The sequence below is a fragment of the Agromyces sp. MMS24-K17 genome (genome assembly GCF_043950245.1).
Lineage (GTDB): Bacteria > Actinomycetota > Actinomycetes > Actinomycetales > Microbacteriaceae > Agromyces.
In genome coordinates, this window is the sequence record NZ_CP171640.1 from 2976338 (window position 1) to 2997275 (window position 20938).

Here is a 20938-nt window from a genome sequence, read left to right on the forward strand (position 1 = left end):
AGGGCGGGCCGCGCGCCGATGCGGCGGCCGTGGCAGCACCTCGTCTCAACCTACGCCCCCGCCCGGATGCTCCGGAAGGGCGCCGGGACGAAACGCGGGCGGGGCCGTTCCCTCCGGATCGACGCAGGGCTAGTGTGAGGGTCAGGCGGGCGACGGCGCCTGCTGCGATCAAGGGGGTCTCAGTGAATCTCGGCGTGATATTCCTTTCCGAGCTGGTCGGCACGGCCATGCTCGTCCTTCTGGGAACCGGCGTCGTCGCGAACGTCGCGCTCATCCGCACGAAGGGCAACGGCGGCGGGTTCCTCATGGTCAACATCGGCTGGGGTCTCGCGGTCTTCGCCGGTGTGATCGTCTCGTACGCGTCGGGGGCGCACCTGAACCCGGCCGTGACGCTCGGGCTGGCGGCGAACTACGCCGTCGAGGGCAAGACCGACTTCGTGCCCGGCATCCCGGTCGACGGGGCATCCATCGCCACGTACATCGGGGCGCAGCTGCTCGGCGCGATCATCGGCGCCGTCTTCTGCTGGCTCGCCTACAAGCAGCACTTCGACGCCGAACCGGAGCCGGCGAACAAGCTCGGCGTCTTCTCGACGGGCCCGGCGATCCGCTCCTACGGGTGGAACTTCGTCACCGAGGTCATCGGCACCTTCGTGCTCGTCTTCGTCATCCTCGGCTTCAGCTACGGCGGGACGCCCGCCGAGCTCGGCGCCATCCCCGTCGCCTTCCTGGTGATCGTGATCGGCACCTCGCTCGGTGGTCCCACCGGCTACGCCATCAACCCGGCGCGCGACCTCGGTCCGCGCATCGCGCACGCCTTCCTGCCCATCAAGGGCAAGGGGTCGAGCGACTGGGGCTACTCGTGGGTGCCGGTCTTCGGACCGATCGTCGGCGGCGTGATCGCCGGCCTCTCCGCGGTGGCGCTGCTGCCGATCATCCCTTGAACCGGTCGGGCCGGCCGGACTCCGGCCGGCCCGTTCCGTGTTCCCCAACCCGAAACGCACGTCGCCGTGCGAGCCATCCTCGTCGCGGCATCCAATGGAATGAGAGGGCGGCATGGCCGACTACATCCTGGCCATCGACCAGGGCACCACAAGCTCGCGGGCGATCATCTTCGACAAGTCGGGATCGATCGTCTCGTCGGGCCAGCTCGAGCACGAGCAGATCTTCCCCGGGCCGGTTGGGTCGAACACGACCCGATCGAGATCTGGGACAACACCCGTGAGGTGATCGGCAAGGCGCTCAGTGCCGCGAACCTCACCCGGCACGACATCGCGGCGGTCGGCATCACGAACCAGCGCGAGACCGCGGTCGTCTGGGACAAGAACACCGGCAAGCCCGTGTACAACGCGATCGTCTGGCAGGACACGCGGACGCAGCCGATCGTCGACCGGCTCGCGGCCGACGGCGGCGTCGAGCGGTTCAAGCTCCAGGTCGGCCTGCCGCTCGCGACCTACTTCTCCGGTACGAAGATCGTGTGGATCCTCGAGAACGTCGAGGGCGCGCGCGAGAAGGCGGAGGCCGGCGACCTGCTCTTCGGCACGACCGACTGCTGGGTCCTGTGGAACCTGACGGGCGGCGTCGACGGCGGCGTCCACGCGACGGACGTCACGAACGCCAGCCGCACCATGTTCATGGACCTCGAGACGCTCCAGTGGGACGACGACATCCTCGCCGCCTTCGACGTGCCGCGCTCGATGCTGCCGGAGATCCTGCCCTCGTCGGGCGTCTTCGGCACGGTCGGCCCGTCGAGCCTGCTCCGCGAGGTGCCCGTCGCGGGCATCCTCGGCGACCAGCAGGCGGCGACGTTCGGCCAGGCGGCGTTCGACCAGGGCGAGTCGAAGAACACCTACGGCACCGGCAACTTCCTGATCTTCAACACCGACACCGAGATCGTGCACTCCAAGAACGGGCTGCTCACCACGTTGGGCTACAAGCTCGGCGACGAGCCGGCGCACTACGCACTGGAGGGCTCGATCGCGGTCACCGGGTCGCTGATCCAGTGGCTGCGCGACAACCTCGGCCTGATCAGCAGCGCACCCGAGGTGGAGGACCTCGCGAAGACCGTCGAGGACAACGGCGGCGCGTACTTCGTGCCGGCGTTCTCGGGCCTGTTCGCACCGTACTGGCGTCCCGACGCCCGCGGTGCCCTCGTCGGCCTCACCCGCTACGTGAACAAGGGCCACATCGCCCGCGCCGCGCTCGAGGCGACCGCGTTCCAGACTCGCGAAGTCCTCGACGCGGTGAACGCCGACTCGGGCGTCGAGCTCACGGAGCTGAAGGTCGACGGCGGCATGATCGCGAACAACACGCTCATGCAGTTCCAGGCCGACATCCTCGGCGTCCCGGTCGTCCGACCGGTCGTCGCCGAGACGACCGCGCTCGGCGCCGCGTACGCGGCGGGCCTCGCGGTCGGCTTCTGGTCGGGCCTCGACGACCTCCGCGCCAACTGGCAGGAGGACCGCCGCTGGGAGCCGCAGATGGCGCCCGAGGAGCGCGACCGCCAGCTGCGCAACTGGAAGAAGGCCGTGCAGAAGACGCTCGACTGGGTCGACGAGGACGTGGTGTAGTCCTCGTCCTGCCCCGGACACGACGGATGCCCCGTGCGAACCTCGCACGGGGCATCCGTCGTTCGAGGCCGGGTCAGGCGGTCGTCGCGCTCACCCACTCCTCGAGCTTGCACGCCGCGGCGCCGCTGTCGATGACCTCCTCGGCGACGGCCATCTTGTCGCGGAACCGGTCGAGGATGGCCCGCTGGAACTGGCCGGGATCGCGGGCGAGGTCGAACGAGACGAGGCCCGCGGCCGCATTCAGCACGACGATGTCGCGGACCGGCCCGCGTGCGCCCTGGAACACCTCGTGCACGATCCCCGCGTTGTGCGCGGCATCGCCGCCCTGCAGGTCCTCGATCCGCGCACGGGCGAGCCCGAGGTCGCGGGGGTCGAGGTCGTGTTCCTTCACCGTGCCGCCCGACACCTCCCAGAGGTGGCTGTGCCCGGTCGTGCTCAGCTCGTCGAGCCCGTCGTCGCCACGGAACACCAGTGCCGTCGCGCCGCGCGTCTGGAACACGCCGACGATGAGCGGGACGCGGTCGAGGTGCGCGACCCCGACGGCGGATGCCTCGGGCCGGGCCGGGTTGCACAGCGGGCCGAGGAAGTTGAACACGGTGGGCACGCCGAGCTGCGCCCGCACCGGGCCGGCGTGCTTGAAGCCGGGGTGGAACGCGGCGGCGAACGCGAACGTGATGCCGGTCTGCTCGAAGACCTCGGCGACCCGCTCGGGCGGGAGCGAGAGGTCGATCCCGAGCGCGCCGAGCACGTCGGAGGACCCCGAGGCCGAGCTCGCGGCCTTGTTCCCGTGCTTCACCACGGGAACGCCGGCCGCGGCGGCGATCACGGAGGCCATCGTCGACACGTTCACCGTGCCGAACCGGTCCCCGCCGGTGCCGACGATGTCGAGCGCCATCGGGTCGACGGCGAGCGGGAGCGCGTGGTCGAGGATGGCGTCGCGGAAGCCGACGATCTCGTCGACGGTCTCCCCCTTCACGCGGAGGGCGACGAGGAAGGCCGACAGCTGCGCGTCCGTCGCGGAGCCGGTCATGACCTGCTCCATGCACCACGAGGCATCCGAGACGCTGAGGTCCTCCCCTTCGAGCAGGGTGGTCAGAATCGCGGGCCAGGAGCGCACATCGGTCATGGCGACGATCCTAGCGACCGGGTTCTGGGCGGATTCACGGGTGCTTCCCGGCATGATTACGGGGGAACGGAGCCCGCTCGCCGACACGGGTGCAAGCCCTGACGAAAACTCAGCGCCGGTTTCGTCCATAATGGGAGGGTGACGAGCACCTCATTGACGCATCAGGCGAGCGCGCCCCTGATCAAACGCCCCAATACCGTCGCCGTGGGCACGATCGTCTGGCTCGGCAGCGAGGTGATGTTCTTCGCGGGCCTGTTCGCGATCTACTTCACGCTGCGTTCGATGTCGCCCGACCTGTGGGGCTTCGAGGCCAACCGCCTGAACTTCCCCTTCTCGCTGACGAACACGATCATCCTCGTGCTGTCGAGCTTCACGTGCCAGTTCGGCGTGTTCGCCGCCGAGCGCATGCAGCCGCACCGCACCGGCTGGAAGCCGACCCAGTGGGGCATGGTCGAGTGGTTCTACCTCACCTTCATCATGGGCGCGATCTTCGTCGCCGGTCAGGTGTGGGAGTACGCCTCGCTCGTCTCCGAGGGCATCGCGATCGACTCGAACTCGTACGGCTCGGCCTTCTACCTCACGACCGGCTTCCACGGCCTGCACGTCACCGGCGGCCTCATCGCCTTCCTGCTCGTGATCGGCCGCGTCTTCGCCGTCAAGAACTTCGGTCACAAGGAGGCGACGAGCGCGATCGTCGTCTCGTACTACTGGCACTTCGTCGATGTCGTCTGGATCGGCCTGTTCCTCGTCATCTACGTCCTCAGATAGCCCGCGTCAGGAGCGTCAGCACAGCATGCCCGTGAACAGGAAGAAGTCCATGACCCGACAGAAGCGACGCACCGGCCGTAGGCATCCCCTCGCCGCCGTCGCCCTCCTCGCACTGGGACTCGTCTTCACCGGTGGCGCGTACGCCGCGTTCAGCACCGGAACCGCTCAGGCCGAGGGCGACCCGACCTCGCAGGAGACCATCGAAGAGGGCAAGAAGCTCTTCCAGGCCAACTGCGCCACCTGCCACGGCCTCGACGCCGAGGGCACCGGGACCGGCCCGAGCCTCATCGGCGTCGGCGCGGCCGCCGTCGACTTCCAGGTCGGCACCGGCCGCATGCCCATGCAGATGCAGGGCCCGCAGGCGCAGGAGAAGCCGCTCCAGTTCACCGACGAGCAGGTCAAGCAGCTTGCGTACTACGTCGCCTCCCTCGGCCCCGGCCCCGACATCCCCGCCGACCACCTCGTGAACGGCGGCGGCGACGCGGCGAACGGTGCGGAGCTCTTCCGCATCAACTGCGCGATGTGCCACAACGTCGCCGGCGCGGGTGGCGCGCTGACCGAGGGCAAGTTCGCCCCGGCTCTCACCGAGACGACGGGCGTCCACATCTACGAGGCCATGGTCACCGGCCCGCAGAACATGCCCGTCTTCAACGACCTGAACATCTCTCCGGAGGACAAGCGGGACATCATCACGTACCTCAAGTACGTGCAGGACAACCGCTCCCCCGGTGGGTTCGAACTCGGCTCGCTCGGCCCGGTGGCCGAGGGCCTGTTCATCTGGATCTTCGGCTTGGGCGCGATCGTGGCGATCACCGTCTGGATCACGGCGAAGTCCAACTAGCGCACCCGGCATCGAAGAAGCTCACGAAGGAGAACCATGGCCCAGGACGACCACAGCAGCGAACTCGTCGCTGCCGACTCGTCGCACGCCGAGCACCCGCATGCATCGCCGGGGACGGCCATCGTCCTCGACGACGCGTTCGAGAACCCGGGATTCCCGCCGCACCGGCCTCGCGTCACCGATGAGGACCCGGCGAAGGAGAAGCGCGCTCAGCGCACCGTCTACACCCTCTTCTACCTCTCGATCCTCGGCAGCGTCTGGGCGATCGCGGCGTACATGCTGTTCCCGATCGAGTCGAACAACGTCGGCGACGTCCGCCTGAACAACATGTTCATCGGCCTCGGCGCCGCGCTCGCGCTGCTCGGCCTCGGGTTCGGCGCCGTGCACTGGGCGAAGTCGATCATGGTCGACGTCGAACTGGCCGACGAGCGGCACCCGATCGGCGGCTCCCCCGAGACGCAGGCGGCCGCCGTCCAGGTGTTCGCCGACGCCGACCGCGAGTCGGGCTTCACCCGTCGCTCGGTGATCCGCAACAGCCTCATCGGCGCCCTCGTGGTGTTCCCGCTGCCGGCCGTCGTGCTCTTCCGCGGGCTCGCCCCGCAGGACCAGCTCCCGGTCGAGCTGATCAGCCACACGATGTGGAAGAAGGGCACGCGCCTCGCGCTCGACCCCTCCGGCGTGCCGATCAAGGCCGCCGACGTCACGATCGGCAGCGCGTTCCACGTGATCCCCGAGGGCCTGCAGGACCTCGAGCACGGCCGGCTCGAGGAGAAGGCCAAGGCGGCCGTGCTCCTCATGCGCCTGAACCCCGAGGACCTCAACGAGCTCCCCGAGCGCGAGTCGTGGTCGTACGACGGCATCGTCGCGTACTCCAAGATCTGCACGCACGTCGGCTGCCCCGTCGCCCTGTACGAGCAGCACACGCACCACCTGCTCTGCCCCTGCCACCAGTCGCAGTTCGACGTGTCCAACCACTGCGAGGTCATCTTCGGGCCGGCGGCGCGTCCGCTGCCGCAGCTGCCCATCGCCGTGGATGACGAGGGCTACCTCGTCGCGCAGAGCGACTTCAACGAACCCGTCGGCCCGAGCTTCTGGGAGCGCCATTGAGCACCGCAACGACCAACGTGCCGCAGAAGCGGTCGTTCACCGCGGCCGCATCCGTCTACGTCAATGAGCGGACCAGCATCGCGGGCTTCGTCAAGGAGCTCGGACGCAAGGCGTTCCCCGACCACTGGTCGTTCCTGCTCGGCGAGGTCGCGCTCTTCAGCTTCGTCGTCGTGCTCATCACCGGCACGTTCCTGACGTTCTTCTTCCAGGCCTCCATGGCCGAGGTGCACTACGACGGCTCGTACGTGCCCCTGAAGGGCGTCGAGATGTCGGTCGCGATGGCGTCCACGCTCGACATCTCGTTCGACATCCGCGGCGGCCTGTTCGTCCGGCAGATGCACCACTGGGCGGCGCTGCTGTTCGTCGCCGGCATCGGCCTGCACATGCTCCGCATCTTCTTCACGGGTGCGTTCCGCAAGCCGCGCGAGTTCAACTGGGTGATCGGCTTCCTGCTGTTCGTCCTCGCGATGGCCGAGGGCTTCACGGGCTACTCGCTCCCCGACGACCTGCTCTCGGGCAACGGCCTCCGCATCATCGACGGCCTCGTGAAGGGCATCCCGGTCATCGGCACCTGGACCTCGTTCCTCCTCTTTGGCGGCGAGTTCCCGGGTACGGCGATCGTGGGCCGCCTCTACACGCTGCACATCCTGCTGCTTCCCGCGCTCGTGGTCGCGTTCATCGCGCTCCACCTCGTGTTCGTCGTCGTGCACAAGCACACGCAGTACGCCGGCCCGGGCAAGACCCAGCAGAACGCGGTGGGCCCGCCCATCCTCCCGATCTACGCGGCCAAGGCCGGCGGGTTCTTCTTCATCGTCTTCGGCGTCCTGGCGCTCATCGCCTCGATGTTCACGATCAACCCGATCTGGAACTACGGCCCGTACGACCCCTCCCCCGTGTCCGCCGGTACCCAGCCCGACTGGTACATCGGCTTCGCCGACGGCGCGCTGCGACTCATCCCGCCGGGCTGGGAGTTCGTGTGGCTCGACCGCACCTGGTCGTTCAACATCCTCGTCCCGCTGATCGCGATCGGCATCTTCCTCGTGCTCGTGGTCTCGTACCCGTTCATCGAAGCCTGGGTCACCGGGGACAAGCGCGAGCACCACATCGCGGACCGCCCCCGCAACGCCCCGACGCGTACCGCGATCGGTGCCGCCGGCGTCACGTTCTACGCGGGCCTCTGGGCCGCGGCGAGCTCGGACATCCTCGCCACCCACTTCAGCCTCACCATGGAGGGCGTGATCCACGCGCTCCAGGCCGTGACGGTGCTCGGGCCGTTCGTCGCCTACTTCATCACGAAGCGCGTCTGCATCGCCCTCATGAAGAAGGACCGCGAGATCGTGCTGCACGGCTACGAGTCGGGCCGCATCGTGAAGCTCCCCGGTGGCGAGTTCATCGAGGTGCACCAGCCGCTCGACGAGTACGAGCGCTGGCGCCTGGTCAGCTACGAGCAGTACGAGCCGCTGATGATCCGCCCGAACTCGCGCGGCAAGATCACCGCCGGCCAGCACGCGCGTGCCGCCCTGTCGCGCTGGTTCTTCGAGGACCGCATCGCGCCGGTCTCGAAGGGCGAGCTGGAGGCATCCCACCACCACGGTTCGAGCCACTGAGCCTGAACCACCCTGAGCATTCGGGCACCCGAGCATGACGGTCGACACGACCTGGCTCCGGTGCCCGAACTGCTTCCAGGACCTCGAATCCGTCGACGGTCGCACCGTCGGCTGCAGCACGGGCCACCGCTTCGACGAGTCCAGGCAGGGCTATCTGACGCTCCTGCCGCCGAAGGCGCCCCGCACGATCGGTGACGACCGCGCCATGCTGGACGCGCGCACCGCATTCCTCGACACGGGCGCCTATCGGCCGATCGCCGATGCCGTGGCCCAGCTCGCGTCGGGTGCGGAGCCGCGCAACCGTGCCGGCGGCGCGCCCGGCATCACCCACCGTTCGGCGTCGCCTCGCCTCGCCGACCTCGGCTGCGGCACCGGGTACTACGCTGCCATCGTCGCCCGCCGACTCGGGTCCACCGACGTCCTCCTCGCCGATCGCTCCCCCGACGCCGTCCGCGCCGCTCGGCGATCGCTCCGGAGCGAATGGGATGCGTGGACGCGCGAGCCGACTCCTGCAGGGCGTTCGGAATCGCCGGGGCCAGAGCGAGCGTCCGAGCGCCTCACCGGCGTCGTCCTCGACCTCTGGCGCCCGCTCCCGCTGCGCGATGGAGTCGCCGACGTCATCCTCGACGTCTTCGCGCCGCGCAACCCGAGTGAGTTCGCACGGGTCCTCGCTCCCGGCGGTCGGCTCATCGTCGTGGTGCCCACCGTGCGGCATCTCGGCGAACTCCGGGCCGAGGGCGCCATGCTCGAGATCCCCGACGGGAAGGACGAGCACGTGGTCGGCCAGCTCGACACGACCGGGCTCGAGTTGGCGGATCGTCGACGCGTCGACACGGCCATCGAGGTCGACGCCGTCTCCCGGGCGCACCTGATCGGCATGGGCCCGTCGGCGCACCATCGCGACGAGGACGCCGCGGGCGCCGGAGGCCCCGAGAGCCCCGAGAGCTCGATCACCGTCTCGGTGGACGTGCTCGCGTTCGAGCACGGCCGCTGAGCCCGGCCCGCGCCGCCGGGTGCGCTCAGAGCCGATCAGCCCTCGGCGAGGAGTCCGCCACGCCACGCCACAGGACGCAGGGACGCGAGAAGGCCCCTGGCGAAACGCCAGGGGCCTTCTCGGGACGCTCAGGTCAGCGTGCGAAGTTGCCGCGGTAGTACTCGTACACCCAGCCGACGAGGCCGATGAGCACGAGCGGGATCGCGATGAACGAGATCCAGAACCCGATCGCCAGGCCGAGGAACGCGAGCGCCGCAGCGCCGGCGAGCACGATCGGCCACCAGCTCCACGGGCTGAAGAAGCCGAGCTCCGGGTCGCCGTCGTCGATGTTCGCGTCCAGCCGGTCCTCGGGCAGCGGGCCGCCCTGCGAGGCATGCACACGGCCGAGGTAGAACGCGAGGAACGCGCTCAGCACTGCGGCCAGCGACACCGCGACGATGCCGACCCACTCGGGCCCCGGGTCCAGGTCGTCGACGCTGGTCCAGATCGCGTAGACGACCGCCGCGACGGCGAAGAACGCCGCCAGCAGCCAGAACAGGATGACGTTCGCGCGCATTTACTTGACTTCCTTCGAGTCCACGTCGTACACCGGGGCCTCCGGGGCGTCCTTCGCCGGGCCGATGCCGACCGGGATACCCGCCTCGGGGTGGTTGAGGTCGAACGCGGGAGCCTCCGACCGGATGCGCGGGATGGACGTGAAGTTGTGCCGCGGCGGCGGGCAGCTGGTCGCCCACTCGAGCGAGCGGCCGTAGCCCCACGGGTCGTTCACGGTCACCTTGGGCGCGCGACGCGCGGTGAGGTACACGTTCAGGAAGAACGGGATCAGCGAGATGGCGAGGATGAAGGCGCCGATCGTCGAGAGCTGGTTCATCCAGGTGATGTTGTCCTCGGGCAGGTACGAGTAGTACCGGCGGGGCATGGCGACGACGCCGAGCCAGTGCTGCACGAGGAACGTCGTGTGGAAGCCGATGAACAGCAGCCAGAAGTGCCACTTGCCGAGCGACTCGTTCAGCATCTTGCCGGTCCACTTCGGCCACCAGAAGTAGAAGCCGGCGAACATCGCGAACACGACCGTGCCGAAGACCACGTAGTGGAAGTGGGCGACGACGAAGTACGTGTCGGACACGTGGAAGTCGAGCGGCGGCGACGCCAGGATGACGCCGGTGAGACCACCGAAGACGAACGTGATGAGGAAGCCGAGCGACCAGATCAGCGGCGTCTCGAAGGTGATCGAACCGCGCCACATCGTGCCGACCCAGTTGAAGATCTTCACGCCGGTCGGCACCGCGATGAGCATCGTCATCAGGGCGAAGAACGGCAGGAGCACCGAACCGGTGACGTACATGTGGTGCGCCCAGACCGTGACCGACAGGGCGGCGATCGCGATCGTCGCGTAGATCAGGGTCTTGTAGCCGAAGATCGGCTTGCGGCTGAAGACCGGGAAGATCTCCGAGACGATGCCGAAGAACGGCAGCGCGATGATGTACACCTCGGGGTGGCCGAAGAACCAGAAGAGGTGCTGCCACAGGATGACGCCACCGTTCTCCGGGTCGTAGATGTGCGCACCGAAGATGCGGTCGGCGCCGGCGGCGAGGATCGCGGCGGCGAGCACCGGGAAGGCCATCAGCACGAGGATCGACGTCACGAGGGTGTTCCACGTGAAGATCGGCATGCGGAACATGGTCATGCCCGGCGCGCGCATCGTGATGATCGTGGTGATGAAGTTCACCGCGCCGAGGATGGTGCCGAAGCCGGAGAGGCCCAGGCCGAGCATCCAGAGGTTTCCACCGACACCCGGTGAGAACGTCGTCGACGCGAGCGGCTGATACGCGAACCATCCGAACGATGCGGCGCCCTGGGGCGTGAAGAAGCCGGCGACCGCCATCAGCGAACCGAAGTTGAAGAGCCAGTACGCGAAGGCGTTCAGCCGCGGGAAGGCGACGTCGGGGGCGCCGATCTGCAGCGGCATGAGCACGTTCGCGAACCCGGCGAAGAGCGGGGTCGCGAACATGAGCAGCATGATCGTGCCGTGCATGGTGAACAGCTGGTTGTACTGCTCACGCGTCTGCACGATCTCCAAGCCCGGCTCGAAGAGCTGGGCGCGGATGACGAGCGCCATCACGCCGCCGATGCAGAAGTAGATGAACGCGGTGATCAGGTACAGGTAGCCGATCACCTTGTGGTCGGTGGAGGTGATCCACCGGACGAGGACGTTGCCCTTGCGCTCGACCTTCGAAGCGCCGAACGGCAGGCTGCTCGACTGGGGGCGAGCCGGTGCGGTCGTGGTGCTCATTCGCCTTCGTGCTCCTCTTTCAGCTCGGGCGTGCCCGCGCCGGGCAGGTTCTGGTTGCGGTCGTACTCGCTCGACAGCTGGCCTTCCTGGCCGGCGTCGCGGAGCGACTCGATGTAGTCGTCGTACTCGTCCTGCGACACGACCTTCACGTTGAAGAGCATCAGCGAGTGGTACTCGCCGCACAGCTCGGCGCACTTGCCGGCGTAGGTGCCCTCACGGGTGGGCGTGAACGACATGTAGTTGGTCTTGCCCGGGAACATGTCCTTCTTGTAGAGGAAGTCCACGACCCAGAAGGAGTGGATCACGTCGCGCGACTCGAGGGCGATCTCGACGTTCGCGTCGACGGGCAGGTAGAGCGTCGGCAGCTCCGACTGCACGAGCGAGCCCTTGGGGCCCTCGTCGGAGAGCTGGCCCTGGATGCCGGGCGAGTAGACGTCCTCGTTCACGTAATTGAAGTCCCACGCCCACTGCTTGGCGATGACCTCGACCTTGACGTCGACGTCGTCGGCGGCGAAGCGCTCCTCGATGGCCGCCTGGTCGCGCGCGGTGAAGGCGAAGAAGCCCACCACGAGGATCAGCGGCACGATCGTGTAGAAGACCTCGATCGGCATGTTGTAGCGCAGCTGCACGGGAAGACCGGTCTGTCCGCGACGACGGCGGTAGGCGATGACCGCCCAGATCGTCAGGCCCCAGGTGATGACGCCGACGACGAGCAGCACGATCCACGAGGTGACCCAGAGGCCGGACACCCGCTCGGTGTGGTTCGTGACCGGGGCCTCCCCCTCCTGGAAGCCGGGGAGGAAGCCGTGGAGCTGCGCCTGCGTGCACCCTGCGAGGACGAGGGTGAGTGTCGCTGCGATCGGAACAGCAGCCCATCGGAGTCGGCGATTGTGGCGCACCGGTGACCTTTCGGGAGACTCGAAGACACTTCTCAGCGAAGTGCAGGATCGTGCCTAGCCTACTCCGACTCGGCGGGCCGATTGTGCACCCGCGGTCGGTGTCTCGGCGATCTGCGCGCCGGAATTCCGCCGGGATCTGGCGAAACGCGAGAGGGGAGCCGCGATGCGGCTCCCCTCTCGGTGGATCAGGCGACGATCAGTGGAACGAGTCGCCGCAGGCGCAACTGCCCTGCGCATTGGGGTTGTCGATGGTGAACCCCTGCTTCTGGATCGTGTCCTCGAAGTCGATGGACGCGCCGTCGAGGTACGGGACGCTCATCTTGTCGACGACGAGCTCCACGCCCTCGAAGTCGACGATCGCGTCGCCGTCGAGCGTGCGCTCGTCGAAGTAGAGCTGGTAGATGAGGCCGGAGCATCCGCCCGGCTGCACGGCGACGCGCAGGCGCAGGTCGTCGCGGCCCTCCTGCTCGAGCAGGCTGCGGACCTTGTTCGCGGCGGGCTCGGACAGCAGCACGCCGTGCCCCGTCTCGGTGATCGTCTGGCCCATCTCACTCCTCGGTCTCTGGCTTCAGGATGGTTCGCCTCCAGTGTACGCGCGCGCAGGCGCACGTCGGCTGGGAACGCCGTGGAAGTCGCCGGCTGTCGGGCCTCATGCGGCTCCGCGCGCGTTCAGCCGGTCCAGGAACAGCGCCTCGCCGAGCAGCGCGCGCTTGAACACGCCGAGGTGCAGCGACTCGTTCGGGCTGTGCGCGCGCGAGTCCGGGTCCTCGACGCCGGTCACGAGCACCTGCGCGGCCGGGAACTCCCGCACGAGCTCGGCGATGAACGGGATCGACCCGCCGACGCCCATGTCGACGGGCTCGACGCCCCACGCCTCGGCGAGGGCGGCCCGCATCTCCGAGACGGCCCAGCCGCCCGCGTCGACGAGGAACGCCTGGCCGGTGTCGGGCTCCTCGAACGTCAGGCGCGCCCCGAAGGGCGCGTTCGCCTCGAGATGGGCCCGGATCGCGGCGAACGCCTCCCCCGCGTCCTGGCCGGGCGCCACGCGGGCGCTCACCCGCACCCGCACGCTCGGCAGGAGGGTGTTCGACGCGTTCGCGACATCCGGTGCATCGATGCCCGTGATCGTGATCGCCGGCTGCGCCCAGAGCCGCGAGAGCAGCGCCCCCGTCCCGATCGGGTCGACCCCAGGCAGCAGCCCGGCCTCGGCGCGGAACTGCTCCTCCGAGTACGAGGGGGCGTCGAGCGGCGCCGAGGTCAGTCCGTCGACGGCGACCGAGCCGTCCTCGGCCCACAGCGTGTCGAGCAGTCGAATGGTCGCGAGCATCGCATCGGGGGCCGCACCGCCGAACATCCCGGAGTGGGAGGCGTGCGCGAGGGTCTCGACGCGCAGGTTGAAGGCGACCGCGCCGCGCAGCGCCACGGTCAGCGCCGGCGTCGAGACATCCCAGTTGCCGCTGTCGGCGACGATGATCGCGTCGGCGGCGAGCACCTCGCGGTGCTCGGCGAGGAAGTTCGAGAACGAGCGGGACGCCCACTCCTCCTCCCCCTCGATGAACACCGAGAGGCCGAGTCCGAGGTCGTCGACCGACTCGGCCAGGGCGCGGATCGCGCCGACGTGCGCCATGACGCCGGCCTTGTCGTCGGCGGCGCCGCGTCCGTGCAGGCGGTCGCCGCGCTGCGTCGGCTCGAAGGGCGGGCTGTCCCAGTCCTCGTCGCGGCCGGGCGGCTGCACGTCGTGGTGGGCGTAGAGGAGCACGGTCGGATGCCCCGCGCGCGCCGGTCGGTGCGCGAGCACCGCCGGCTGGCCGAGCTCGGATCCGTCCTCGACCGGGGCGCGGTGCACCTCGACGGTGTCGAACACGCCGATGCCCCGGAGGAGGCCGGCGACCCGGTCGGCGCTCTCGTGCACGTGCGCGGCGTCGAAGGCGGGCCATGAGACGGAGGGGATGCGCACGAGCCCCGCGAGGTCGGCCACGGCGGCCGGGAAGCCCGCGTCGACGGCGTCGCGCACGGCGGCGGCGTTCGGTGAGGCGGGCGGGGCGGATGCGTCGGATCGAGGGTCGCTCATGCCGGTAATCTTAAGAGCGAACCGATCTGAGGAATCCCCGTGGCCAAGCAGCAGCAGAATCCCGTCGACCAGCCGAGCGCCGAGTCGCTCGAGGAGACGCAGGCCCGCCTGAAGGCGGGCAAGGGCGCTCCGACACCCACCCGTGCCCAGCAGGAGGCCGCCCGCAAGCGTCCCCTCGTGCCGGACGACCGCAAGGAAGCGTCGCGCCAGGCGAAGGCGAAGGCCGCGGAGCAGCGGGCCCGCATGCAGGCCCGCCTCGCCGCGGGCGAGGAGAAGTACCTCCCGCTGCGCGACCGCGGCCCGCAGAAGAAGTTCGTGCGCGACTACGTCGACGCCCGCTTCAGCATCGGCGAGGTGCTGATCCCGGTGATGTTCCTCGTGATCATCCTCACGCTCATCCCGAGCGCGCAGATCCAGGCGATCTCGATCGTCCTGCTCTGGGCCTTCTTCATCGTCGCCGTGATCGACGTCGTCATCCTCGGTCAGGTGCTCACCCGGAAGCTGCGGGCGCGCTACGGCGACAAGGCCGAGAAGGTCCGCTGGTACGCCGCGATGCGCGCGCTGCAGCTGCGCGTGCTCCGGCTGCCGAAGCCCCAGGTGAAGCGGCGCCAGTACCCGACCCTGTAGGTCTCGCTCCGATTCGGCTGCCGACGTGCCGGATCCCGCGGATCCCGCGAGTCACGCCCGGGCGAACGCCCCGGCACGGATGAGCGGGATCCGGGTCTCCTCGTCGCCGAGCGACCCGTGCTGGCCGATCATCTCCTCGGCCTGGCGGTTCTCCTCGCGGCGATCGTAGTAGGCGATGCCGGCGCGCGCGGCGACGAGGATGTCGCCGATCCGATCGCGCACGGCGTCGTCGACCGACCCGAAGAGTCCGGCCTCGATGGCCTCGTCCCGGCCCAGCACCCAGGCCCGATGTCCCTCGGCGTCGCGCCACGCCACGAGGAGCGCGTCCCGTGCGGCGGCATCGAGCGAGGGCTCGAGGTACAGCGAGAGGCATCGCGGTTCGCCGCCGACGTGGCGCACGCCGTCGAGGAGGTCGGGCCGGGCGTCGATGAAGACGTGCTTGTGCGCCGGCACGTCGACCACGCCGTGGTCGGCCGTCACGAGCACGCCGACGTCGCGGGGCACCCGCTGGAGGAACCGGCCGAACTCGGAGTCGAGCGTCTCGAGGGCGGCGAGCCAGCGATCGGATTCCCAGCCGTGGGCGTGCGCGAGCTGGTCGAGCTCGGGAACGTAGAGGTACACCAGGGTCGGCGGGCCCTCGACGAGCAGGCGGTGCGCCTCGTCGAACCGGTCGCCGATGCGCGGCGCGATGCGCACCTCGGCGCCGCGGAGCACCGCGCGGGTGTAGCCGGAGTCCGCGTACCGGGCGGCGGCCACCGACACCGAGCGGATGCCCCGCTCCCCCGCCTCCTCGAACCAGGTCCGGCTGCGCTGCCAGTCGTCGGGAAGCAGTCCGGCGTCCCAGCCGTTGAGCTGGTTGACCAGGCGGTCCCGTTCGGGCTGCAGCGCCCGGTAGCCGACCAGTCCGTGCGTTCCGGGCGCCTGGCCCGTCGCGAGGGTCGCGATCGCGGCCGCCGTCGTGCTCGGGAAGACCGTGCGGATCACGTCGCGCCGGGACATCCGGCTCGCCAGGTGGCGCGCGTGCCCCGCACGCTGCGACAGGTTCGAGGCCCCGAGCCCGTCGACCAGCACGACGACGGCGCTGCGCGCCGGCGGCAGGGCGAGCACGTTCTCGTGCCCCTGGAGGCTCGCCGACACGCTCGGGAGCACCGCGGCCAGCCGCGGAGCGGTGTCGTCGGGCACCGGTAGCATGGCAGGCATCGCGCCCAGTCTGGCACAGGCCGGGCGCGCCCCCGTTCCACCGCGCGTCCCCCGCGCGACGACCCCGAGAAGACGGATGACGCGAGCACAGGACCCTGCCGACACGCCGATCGCCGACCGCATCGAGGACGTGGACGTCGCGACGGAGATGCAGGGCTCGTTCCTCGAGTACGCCTACTCCGTGATCTACTCGCGCGCGCTCCCCGATGCACGCGACGGGTTGAAACCCGTGCAGCGACGCATCCTCTACATGATGAGCGACATGGGCCTGCGGCCCGACCGCGGTCACGTGAAGTCGGCGCGCGTCGTCGGCGAGGTGATGGGCAAGCTGCACCCGCACGGCGACTCCGCGATCTACGACGCGCTGGTGCGCCTCGCCCAGCCGTTCACGCTGCGGGTGCCGCTCGTGGACGGGCACGGCAACTTCGGCTCGCTCGACGACGGCCCGGCGGCCGCCCGATACACCGAGGCCCGCCTGGCGTCGTCGGCGATGTCGATGACCGAGCACCTCGACGAAGAGGTCGTCGACTTCGTCCCGAACTACGACAACCAGCTGACCCAGCCCGAGGTGCTGCCGGCCGCGTTCCCGAACCTGCTCGTCAACGGCGCGAGCGGCATCGCGGTCGGCATGGCGACCAACATGGCCCCGCACAACCTCATCGAGGTCGTGCACGCCGCCCGGCACCTGATCCAGCACCCCGATGCCGGCCTCGACGAGCTGATGGAGTTCGTGCCCGGCCCCGACTTCCCCTCCGGCGGCACGATCGTCGGGCTCGCCGGCATCCGCGACGCCTACGCGACCGGGCGCGGCTCGTTCAAGACCCGGGCCAAGGTCGCCGTCGAGCAGCTGACCGCCCGCAAGGCGGGACTCGTCGTCACCGAGCTCCCGTACCTCGTCGGGCCCGAGAAGGTCATCGAGAAGATCAAGGACGGCGTCAACGCCAAGAAGATCACCGGCGTCAGCGACGTCACCGACCTGACCGACCGCAAGCGCGGCCTGCGGCTCGTCATCGGAATCAAGACCGGGTTCAACCCGCAGGCCGTGCTCGAGCAGCTCTACCGCCTGACCCCGCTCGAGGACGGCTTCGCGATCAACAACGTCGCGCTCGTGGACGGGCAGCCGCAGACGCTCGGCCTCCGCGAGCTGCTCCTCGTCTACATCGGCCACCGCGTGCGGGTCGTGACGCGCCGCAGCGAGTACCGGCTGCGTCGCCGCCGCGAACGCCTGCACCTCGTCGAGGGCCTCCTCATCGCGATCCTCGACATCGACGAGGTCATCCAGGTCATCCGGTCGAGCGACGACGTCGAGCAGGCCCGCACCCGGCTCTCCACGGTGTTCGACCTCAGCGAGATCCAGGCCGACTACATCCTCGAGCTGCGGCTGCGCCGCCTCACGCGGTTCTCGCGCATCGAGCTCGAGACCGAGCGCGACGCGCTGCTCGCCGAGATCGCCGACCTCGAGGGCCTGCTCGCCAGCGACCAGCGGATCCGTGCGCTCGTCTCCGACGAGCTCGGGCAGGTCGCCGAGCAGTTCGGCACGCCGCGCCGGACCCTCCTCACCGAGGCGAGGGCGCAGCTGACGACCGCCGCGGCCCGGAAGGCGGCCGCGAGCGCCTCCCTCGAGCACGCCGACGTCGCCTGCCGCGTCTACCTCGGCGCGACGGGCCGCATCGCGAGGGTCGACCGGGCCGAAGGCGCCGACGCGTTCGCCGTGACCGTCCCGACCCGTCGCTCGAAGCACGACGCCGTCCGCTCCCGGATCGACACGACCAGCCGGAGCGAGATCGGCGCCCTGACGAACCGCGGCCGGGTCATCAGGTTCACGCCGCTCGACGTGCCCGTCCTACCCGCGAACGGCGTGCAGCTCGCCGCCGGCGTGCGCATCGCCGACTACCTGGGCCTCGCCGACCGCTCCGAGCGAGTGCTCGCCCTCGTCGATCTCACGTCCGACCGGCCCATCAGCCTCGCCACCGCGCAGGGCGTCGTGAAGCGCGTCTCGCCCGGCGGCTACCCGAACCGGCCCGACTTCGAGGTGATCGCGCTGAAGGCGGGCGACGAGGTCGTCGGCGCGGGCCAGGGTGGTGACGACGACGAGCTCGTGCTCGTCGCCGACGACGCCCAGCTCCTCCACTTCCCGGCCTCGACCGTGCGCCCCCAGGGCTGCGCCGCCGGCGGCATGGCGGGCATCAAGCTCGCCGACGGCGCCCGCGTCATCGCCTTCGCGGCGCTTGCGCCGGCCGAGGTGGAGTCCGCCGTGGTGGTCACGGTTGCCGCGACCACCGACACCCTGCTCGGCGCCGACCCCGGCGCGGCGAAGGTGTCGGAGTTCGCCGAGTTCCCCGGAAAGGGCCGTGCGACCGGCGGTGTCCGCGCGCAGCGATTCCTGAAGGGACAGGACGCGCTCTCGGTCGCGTGGGTCGGCCCGGCCCCAGCGCTCGCCCTCGCCGCCGACGGCAGCGCCCGGCAGCTGCCGGAGTCCGGCGCGAAGCGCGACGCATCCGGCCAGCCGATCGATGCGCCGATCGCCTCCGTCGGCCGTCGCGTCGACTGACCGCGACCGCCCGGATCCACGCCGAAGGGGCCGGCACCGCCGCAGCGGTGCCGGCCCCTTCGGCCTCGGCGTGCGAGCGCGAGCTCAGGCGTCGATGCGGTCGCGGCTGAGTCCCGCCGCACTGTCGACGATGAACTCCTTGCGTGGAGCGACGTCGTTGCCCATCAGCAGCTCGAAGATGCGGCCCGCCTGCTCGGCATCCGCGATGTTGACCCGTCGGAGGGTGCGGTGCCGGGGATCCATCGTGGTCTCCGCGAGCTGGTCCGCGTCCATCTCGCCGAGGCCCTTGTACCGCTGCGGGTCGCCGAACTTGCGGCCGCGTCGGCGCAGGTCGGCGGTCACTGCCGCGAACTCCGCCTCGGAGTACGTGTAGATCGTCTCGTTCGGCTTCGTGCCGGGGTTCTGCACGACGATGCGGTGCAGCGGCGGCACGGCCGCGAACACGCGCCCCTCCTCGACCATGGGCCGCATGTACCGGAAGAAGAGGGTCAGCAGCAGGGTGCGGATGTGCGCGCCGTCGACGTCGGCGTCGCTCATGATGATGATCTTCCCGTAGCGGGCGGTCGCCAGGTCGAAGGTCCGGCCGGAGCCTGCGCCGATCGTCTGGATGATCGCCGCGCACTCGGCGTTGCCGAGCATGTCGGCGACCGACGCCTTCTGGACGTTCAGGATCTTGCCGCGGATGGGCAGCAGGGCCTGGTGCTCGCTGTCGCGCGCCAGCTTCGCGGTGCCGAGCGCCGAGTCGCCCTCGACGATGAACAGCTCGCTCTGCGCGACATCCGTCGATCGGCAGTCGGCGAGCTTCGCCGGCAGCGACGAGCTCTCGAGCGCGTTCTTCCGCCGCTGCGTCTCCTTGTGCTGGCGCGCGGATACGCGCGCCTTCATCTCGGAGACGACCTTCTCGAGCACCAGCGCGGTCTGCGCCTTGTCGTCGCGCTTCGTCGAGGCGAACCGCTCCCCCAGCGCCTTCGTGACGACCGACGCGACGATGGAGCGCACGGCCGGGGTGCCGAGCACCTCCTTCGTCTGGCCCTCGAACTGCGGCTCGGCGAGTCGGACGGTGAGCACGGCCGTGAGGCCGGCCAGCACGTCGTCCTTCTCGACCTTGTCGTTGCCCACCTTCAGGCGACGGGCGTTCTGCTCCACCTGGGTGCGGATGAACTTCAGCAGCCCCTGCTCGAAGCCGGTCTGGTGCGTGCCGCCTTTCGGCGTGGCGATGATGTTCACGAAGCTGCGGAACACGGTGTCGTACCCGGTGCCCCAACGCAGCGCGATGTCGACGTGGCAGTGCCGTTCGACCTCGGTCGGCACCATCGCGCCGTGGTCGTTCAGCACCGGCACCGTCTCGGTGAACCGGCCGTCGCCCTCGAGCCGCCAGATGTCGGTCACCGGGCCGTCGACCGCGAGGTGCTCGACGAACTCGGAGATGCCGCCGTCGAACTTGAACCGGTGCGTCTCGGGCTCGTCGCCGCGGGCGTCGACCACCGTGATCCCGAGTCCGGGCACGAGGAACGCCGTCTGGCGCGCGCGGGTGATGAGGTCGTCGAGCTGGAACGCGGCGCCACGGGTGAAGATCTGCTGGTCGGCCCAATACCGCACCCGGGTGCCCGTGGCACCCTTCGCGACACGCCCGACGGCGCGCAGTTCGCTCGCATCCTCGAACGGGCGGAACGGCGCCGACGGGCTCGGCTCGCCCTGGTCGTCGAACCGGCCGGGCTCGCCGCGGTGGAACGACATCGCCCAGGTCTTGCCGCCGCGGTCCACCTCGACGTCGAGGCGCTCCGAGAGGGCGTTCACGACGGAGGCGCCGACGCCGTGCAGACCGCCGGATGCCGCGTAAGAGCCGGAACCGAACTTGCCGCCCGCGTGCAACTTGGTGAAGACCACCTCGACACCGGTCAGGCCGGTCTTCGGCTCGATGTCGACCGGGATTCCGCGGGCGCGGTCGCGGACCTCGACGCTGCCGTCGCGGTGGAGGACGACGTCGATCTCCTCGCCGTGGCCGGCGAGCGCCTCGTCGACCGAGTTGTCGATGATCTCCCAGAGGCAGTGCATGAGGCCGCGGGAGTCGGTCGAGCCGATGTACATGCCCGGGCGCTTGCGCACCGCTTCGAGCCCCTCGAGGACGGAGAGGTGACGCGCGGAATAGTCGGAACTCACGTCGACCAAGCCTAGTTGCGACGGCCGACACCGCCCGCCAGGCGCTACGCGCTCAGCGAAATGCCACGCCATGCTGCCGGTGCCCACCGCTCGGCGTGCTTTCATGGAGGGGTAGCTGGTTCACCGG

At 69.7% G+C, this 20938-nt stretch carries 16 protein-coding genes and 1 pseudogene; 9 read left to right on the plus strand and 8 right to left on the minus strand.

What is annotated here, in order from left to right; translation table 11 throughout:
• Positions 1-182 precede the first annotated feature (182 nt).
• Complete coding sequence (locus tag ACGGZK_RS13630; RefSeq protein WP_395243181.1) at positions 183-941, plus strand: MIP/aquaporin family protein; 759 nt, start codon at positions 183-185, stop codon at positions 939-941.
• 112 nt (positions 942-1053) lie between these two features.
• Positions 1054-2567, plus strand: a pseudogene (glpK, locus tag ACGGZK_RS13635) (glycerol kinase GlpK).
• A gap of 73 nt (positions 2568-2640) precedes the next feature.
• Here glpK and trpD read toward each other — a convergent pair.
• Entirely contained in the window at positions 2641-3693 is a 1053-nt protein-coding gene (gene trpD, locus ACGGZK_RS13640; protein ID WP_395243182.1) for an anthranilate phosphoribosyltransferase, read from the minus strand.
• A gap of 138 nt (positions 3694-3831) precedes the next feature.
• On the opposite strand from trpD, the gene ACGGZK_RS13645 reads away from it, so the two are divergent.
• The 5 genes from ACGGZK_RS13645 to ACGGZK_RS13665 are packed head-to-tail and all read left to right on the plus strand — an operon-like array spanning position 3832 to position 9010.
• Complete coding sequence (locus tag ACGGZK_RS13645; RefSeq protein WP_395243183.1) at positions 3832-4461, plus strand: heme-copper oxidase subunit III; 630 nt, start codon at positions 3832-3834, stop codon at positions 4459-4461.
• Between the two features lie 49 nt (positions 4462-4510).
• The gene (locus ACGGZK_RS13650; RefSeq protein ID WP_395243184.1) at positions 4511-5302 is read left to right on the plus strand and encodes a cytochrome c; all 792 of its coding nucleotides are present in this window, start codon (positions 4511-4513) and stop codon (positions 5300-5302) included.
• 36 nt (positions 5303-5338) lie between these two features.
• On the plus strand, positions 5339-6409 hold the full coding sequence (locus ACGGZK_RS13655) for a Rieske 2Fe-2S domain-containing protein (protein WP_395243185.1): 1071 nt from the start codon (positions 5339-5341) through the stop codon (positions 6407-6409).
• On the plus strand, positions 6406-8016 hold the full coding sequence (locus ACGGZK_RS13660; RefSeq protein ID WP_395243186.1) for a cytochrome bc complex cytochrome b subunit: 1611 nt from the start codon (positions 6406-6408) through the stop codon (positions 8014-8016). Before ACGGZK_RS13655 ends, ACGGZK_RS13660 begins: the two co-directional genes overlap by 4 nt.
• A 34-nt stretch (positions 8017-8050) precedes the next feature.
• Complete coding sequence (locus ACGGZK_RS13665) at positions 8051-9010, plus strand: putative RNA methyltransferase (RefSeq protein ID WP_395243187.1); 960 nt, start codon at positions 8051-8053, stop codon at positions 9008-9010.
• Positions 9011-9143: 133 nt separating this feature from the next.
• Here ACGGZK_RS13665 and ACGGZK_RS13670 read toward each other — a convergent pair whose 3' ends face one another.
• From ACGGZK_RS13670 to ACGGZK_RS13690, 5 genes are all read right to left on the minus strand, one after another.
• Entirely contained in the window at positions 9144-9566 is a 423-nt protein-coding gene (locus ACGGZK_RS13670) for a cytochrome c oxidase subunit 4 (RefSeq protein ID WP_395243188.1), read from the minus strand.
• The gene (ctaD, locus tag ACGGZK_RS13675; protein ID WP_395243189.1) at positions 9567-11303 is read right to left on the minus strand and encodes a cytochrome c oxidase subunit I; all 1737 of its coding nucleotides are present in this window, start codon (positions 11301-11303) and stop codon (positions 9567-9569) included.
• Positions 11300-12202 carry a cytochrome c oxidase subunit II gene (gene coxB / locus ACGGZK_RS13680; RefSeq protein ID WP_395243190.1) on the minus strand — a complete coding sequence of 301 codons (903 nt, stop codon included), beginning with the start codon at positions 12200-12202 and terminating at the stop codon, positions 11300-11302. The genes ctaD and coxB overlap by 4 nt, the downstream gene beginning before the upstream one ends.
• Before the next feature lie 196 nt (positions 12203-12398).
• Positions 12399-12749 (minus strand): iron-sulfur cluster insertion protein ErpA, encoded by a 351-nt coding sequence (gene erpA / locus ACGGZK_RS13685; RefSeq protein WP_395243191.1) that lies wholly within the window; start codon positions 12747-12749, stop codon positions 12399-12401.
• A 102-nt stretch (positions 12750-12851) separates the two neighbouring features.
• Positions 12852-14273, minus strand: a complete 1422-nt coding sequence (locus ACGGZK_RS13690) for a dipeptidase (RefSeq protein ID WP_395243192.1) — start codon at positions 14271-14273, stop codon at positions 12852-12854.
• 39 nt (positions 14274-14312) lie between these two features.
• Between ACGGZK_RS13690 and ACGGZK_RS13695 the strand changes: the two genes are divergently transcribed.
• Positions 14313-14900 carry a DUF3043 domain-containing protein gene (locus ACGGZK_RS13695; protein WP_395243193.1) on the plus strand — a complete coding sequence of 196 codons (588 nt, stop codon included), beginning with the start codon at positions 14313-14315 and terminating at the stop codon, positions 14898-14900.
• A gap of 51 nt (positions 14901-14951) precedes the next feature.
• On the opposite strand, the gene ACGGZK_RS13700 is transcribed toward ACGGZK_RS13695, so the two are convergent.
• Positions 14952-16100: an alkaline phosphatase family protein gene (locus tag ACGGZK_RS13700; RefSeq protein WP_395243194.1), complete on the minus strand. Its 1149-nt coding sequence runs from the start codon at positions 16098-16100 to the stop codon at positions 14952-14954.
• A 76-nt stretch (positions 16101-16176) separates the two neighbouring features.
• Here ACGGZK_RS13700 and ACGGZK_RS13705 point away from each other — a divergent pair, with 76 nt between their 5' ends.
• Positions 16177-18651: a DNA topoisomerase (ATP-hydrolyzing) subunit A gene (locus ACGGZK_RS13705; RefSeq protein ID WP_395243195.1), complete on the plus strand. Its 2475-nt coding sequence runs from the start codon at positions 16177-16179 to the stop codon at positions 18649-18651.
• An 84-nt stretch (positions 18652-18735) separates the two neighbouring features.
• On the opposite strand, the gene ACGGZK_RS13710 is transcribed toward ACGGZK_RS13705, so the two are convergent.
• Positions 18736-20811: a type IIA DNA topoisomerase subunit B gene (locus tag ACGGZK_RS13710; protein ID WP_395243196.1), complete on the minus strand. Its 2076-nt coding sequence runs from the start codon at positions 20809-20811 to the stop codon at positions 18736-18738.
• Between the last annotated feature and the right edge of the window lie 127 nt (positions 20812-20938).

What these genes read in the sequence shown, in the direction of transcription:
- trpD (WP_395243182.1), bottom strand. Translation starts at nt 3,693, where the DNA reads ATGACCGATGTGCGCTCCTGGCCCGCGATTCTGACCACCCTGCTCGAA.
- ACGGZK_RS13650 (WP_395243184.1), top strand. Translation starts at nt 4,511, where the DNA reads ATGACCCGACAGAAGCGACGCACCGGCCGTAGGCATCCCCTCGCCGCC.
- ACGGZK_RS13655 (WP_395243185.1), top strand. Translation starts at nt 5,339, where the DNA reads ATGGCCCAGGACGACCACAGCAGCGAACTCGTCGCTGCCGACTCGTCG.
- ACGGZK_RS13665 (WP_395243187.1), top strand. Translation starts at nt 8,051, where the DNA reads ATGACGGTCGACACGACCTGGCTCCGGTGCCCGAACTGCTTCCAGGAC.
- ACGGZK_RS13670 (WP_395243188.1), bottom strand. Translation starts at nt 9,566, where the DNA reads ATGCGCGCGAACGTCATCCTGTTCTGGCTGCTGGCGGCGTTCTTCGCC.
- ctaD (WP_395243189.1), bottom strand. Translation starts at nt 11,303, where the DNA reads ATGAGCACCACGACCGCACCGGCTCGCCCCCAGTCGAGCAGCCTGCCG.
- erpA (WP_395243191.1), bottom strand. Translation starts at nt 12,749, where the DNA reads ATGGGCCAGACGATCACCGAGACGGGGCACGGCGTGCTGCTGTCCGAG.
- ACGGZK_RS13690 (WP_395243192.1), bottom strand. Translation starts at nt 14,273, where the DNA reads ATGAGCGACCCTCGATCCGACGCATCCGCCCCGCCCGCCTCACCGAAC.
- ACGGZK_RS13700 (WP_395243194.1), bottom strand. Translation starts at nt 16,100, where the DNA reads ATGCCTGCCATGCTACCGGTGCCCGACGACACCGCTCCGCGGCTGGCC.
- ACGGZK_RS13705 (WP_395243195.1), top strand. Translation starts at nt 16,177, where the DNA reads ATGACGCGAGCACAGGACCCTGCCGACACGCCGATCGCCGACCGCATC.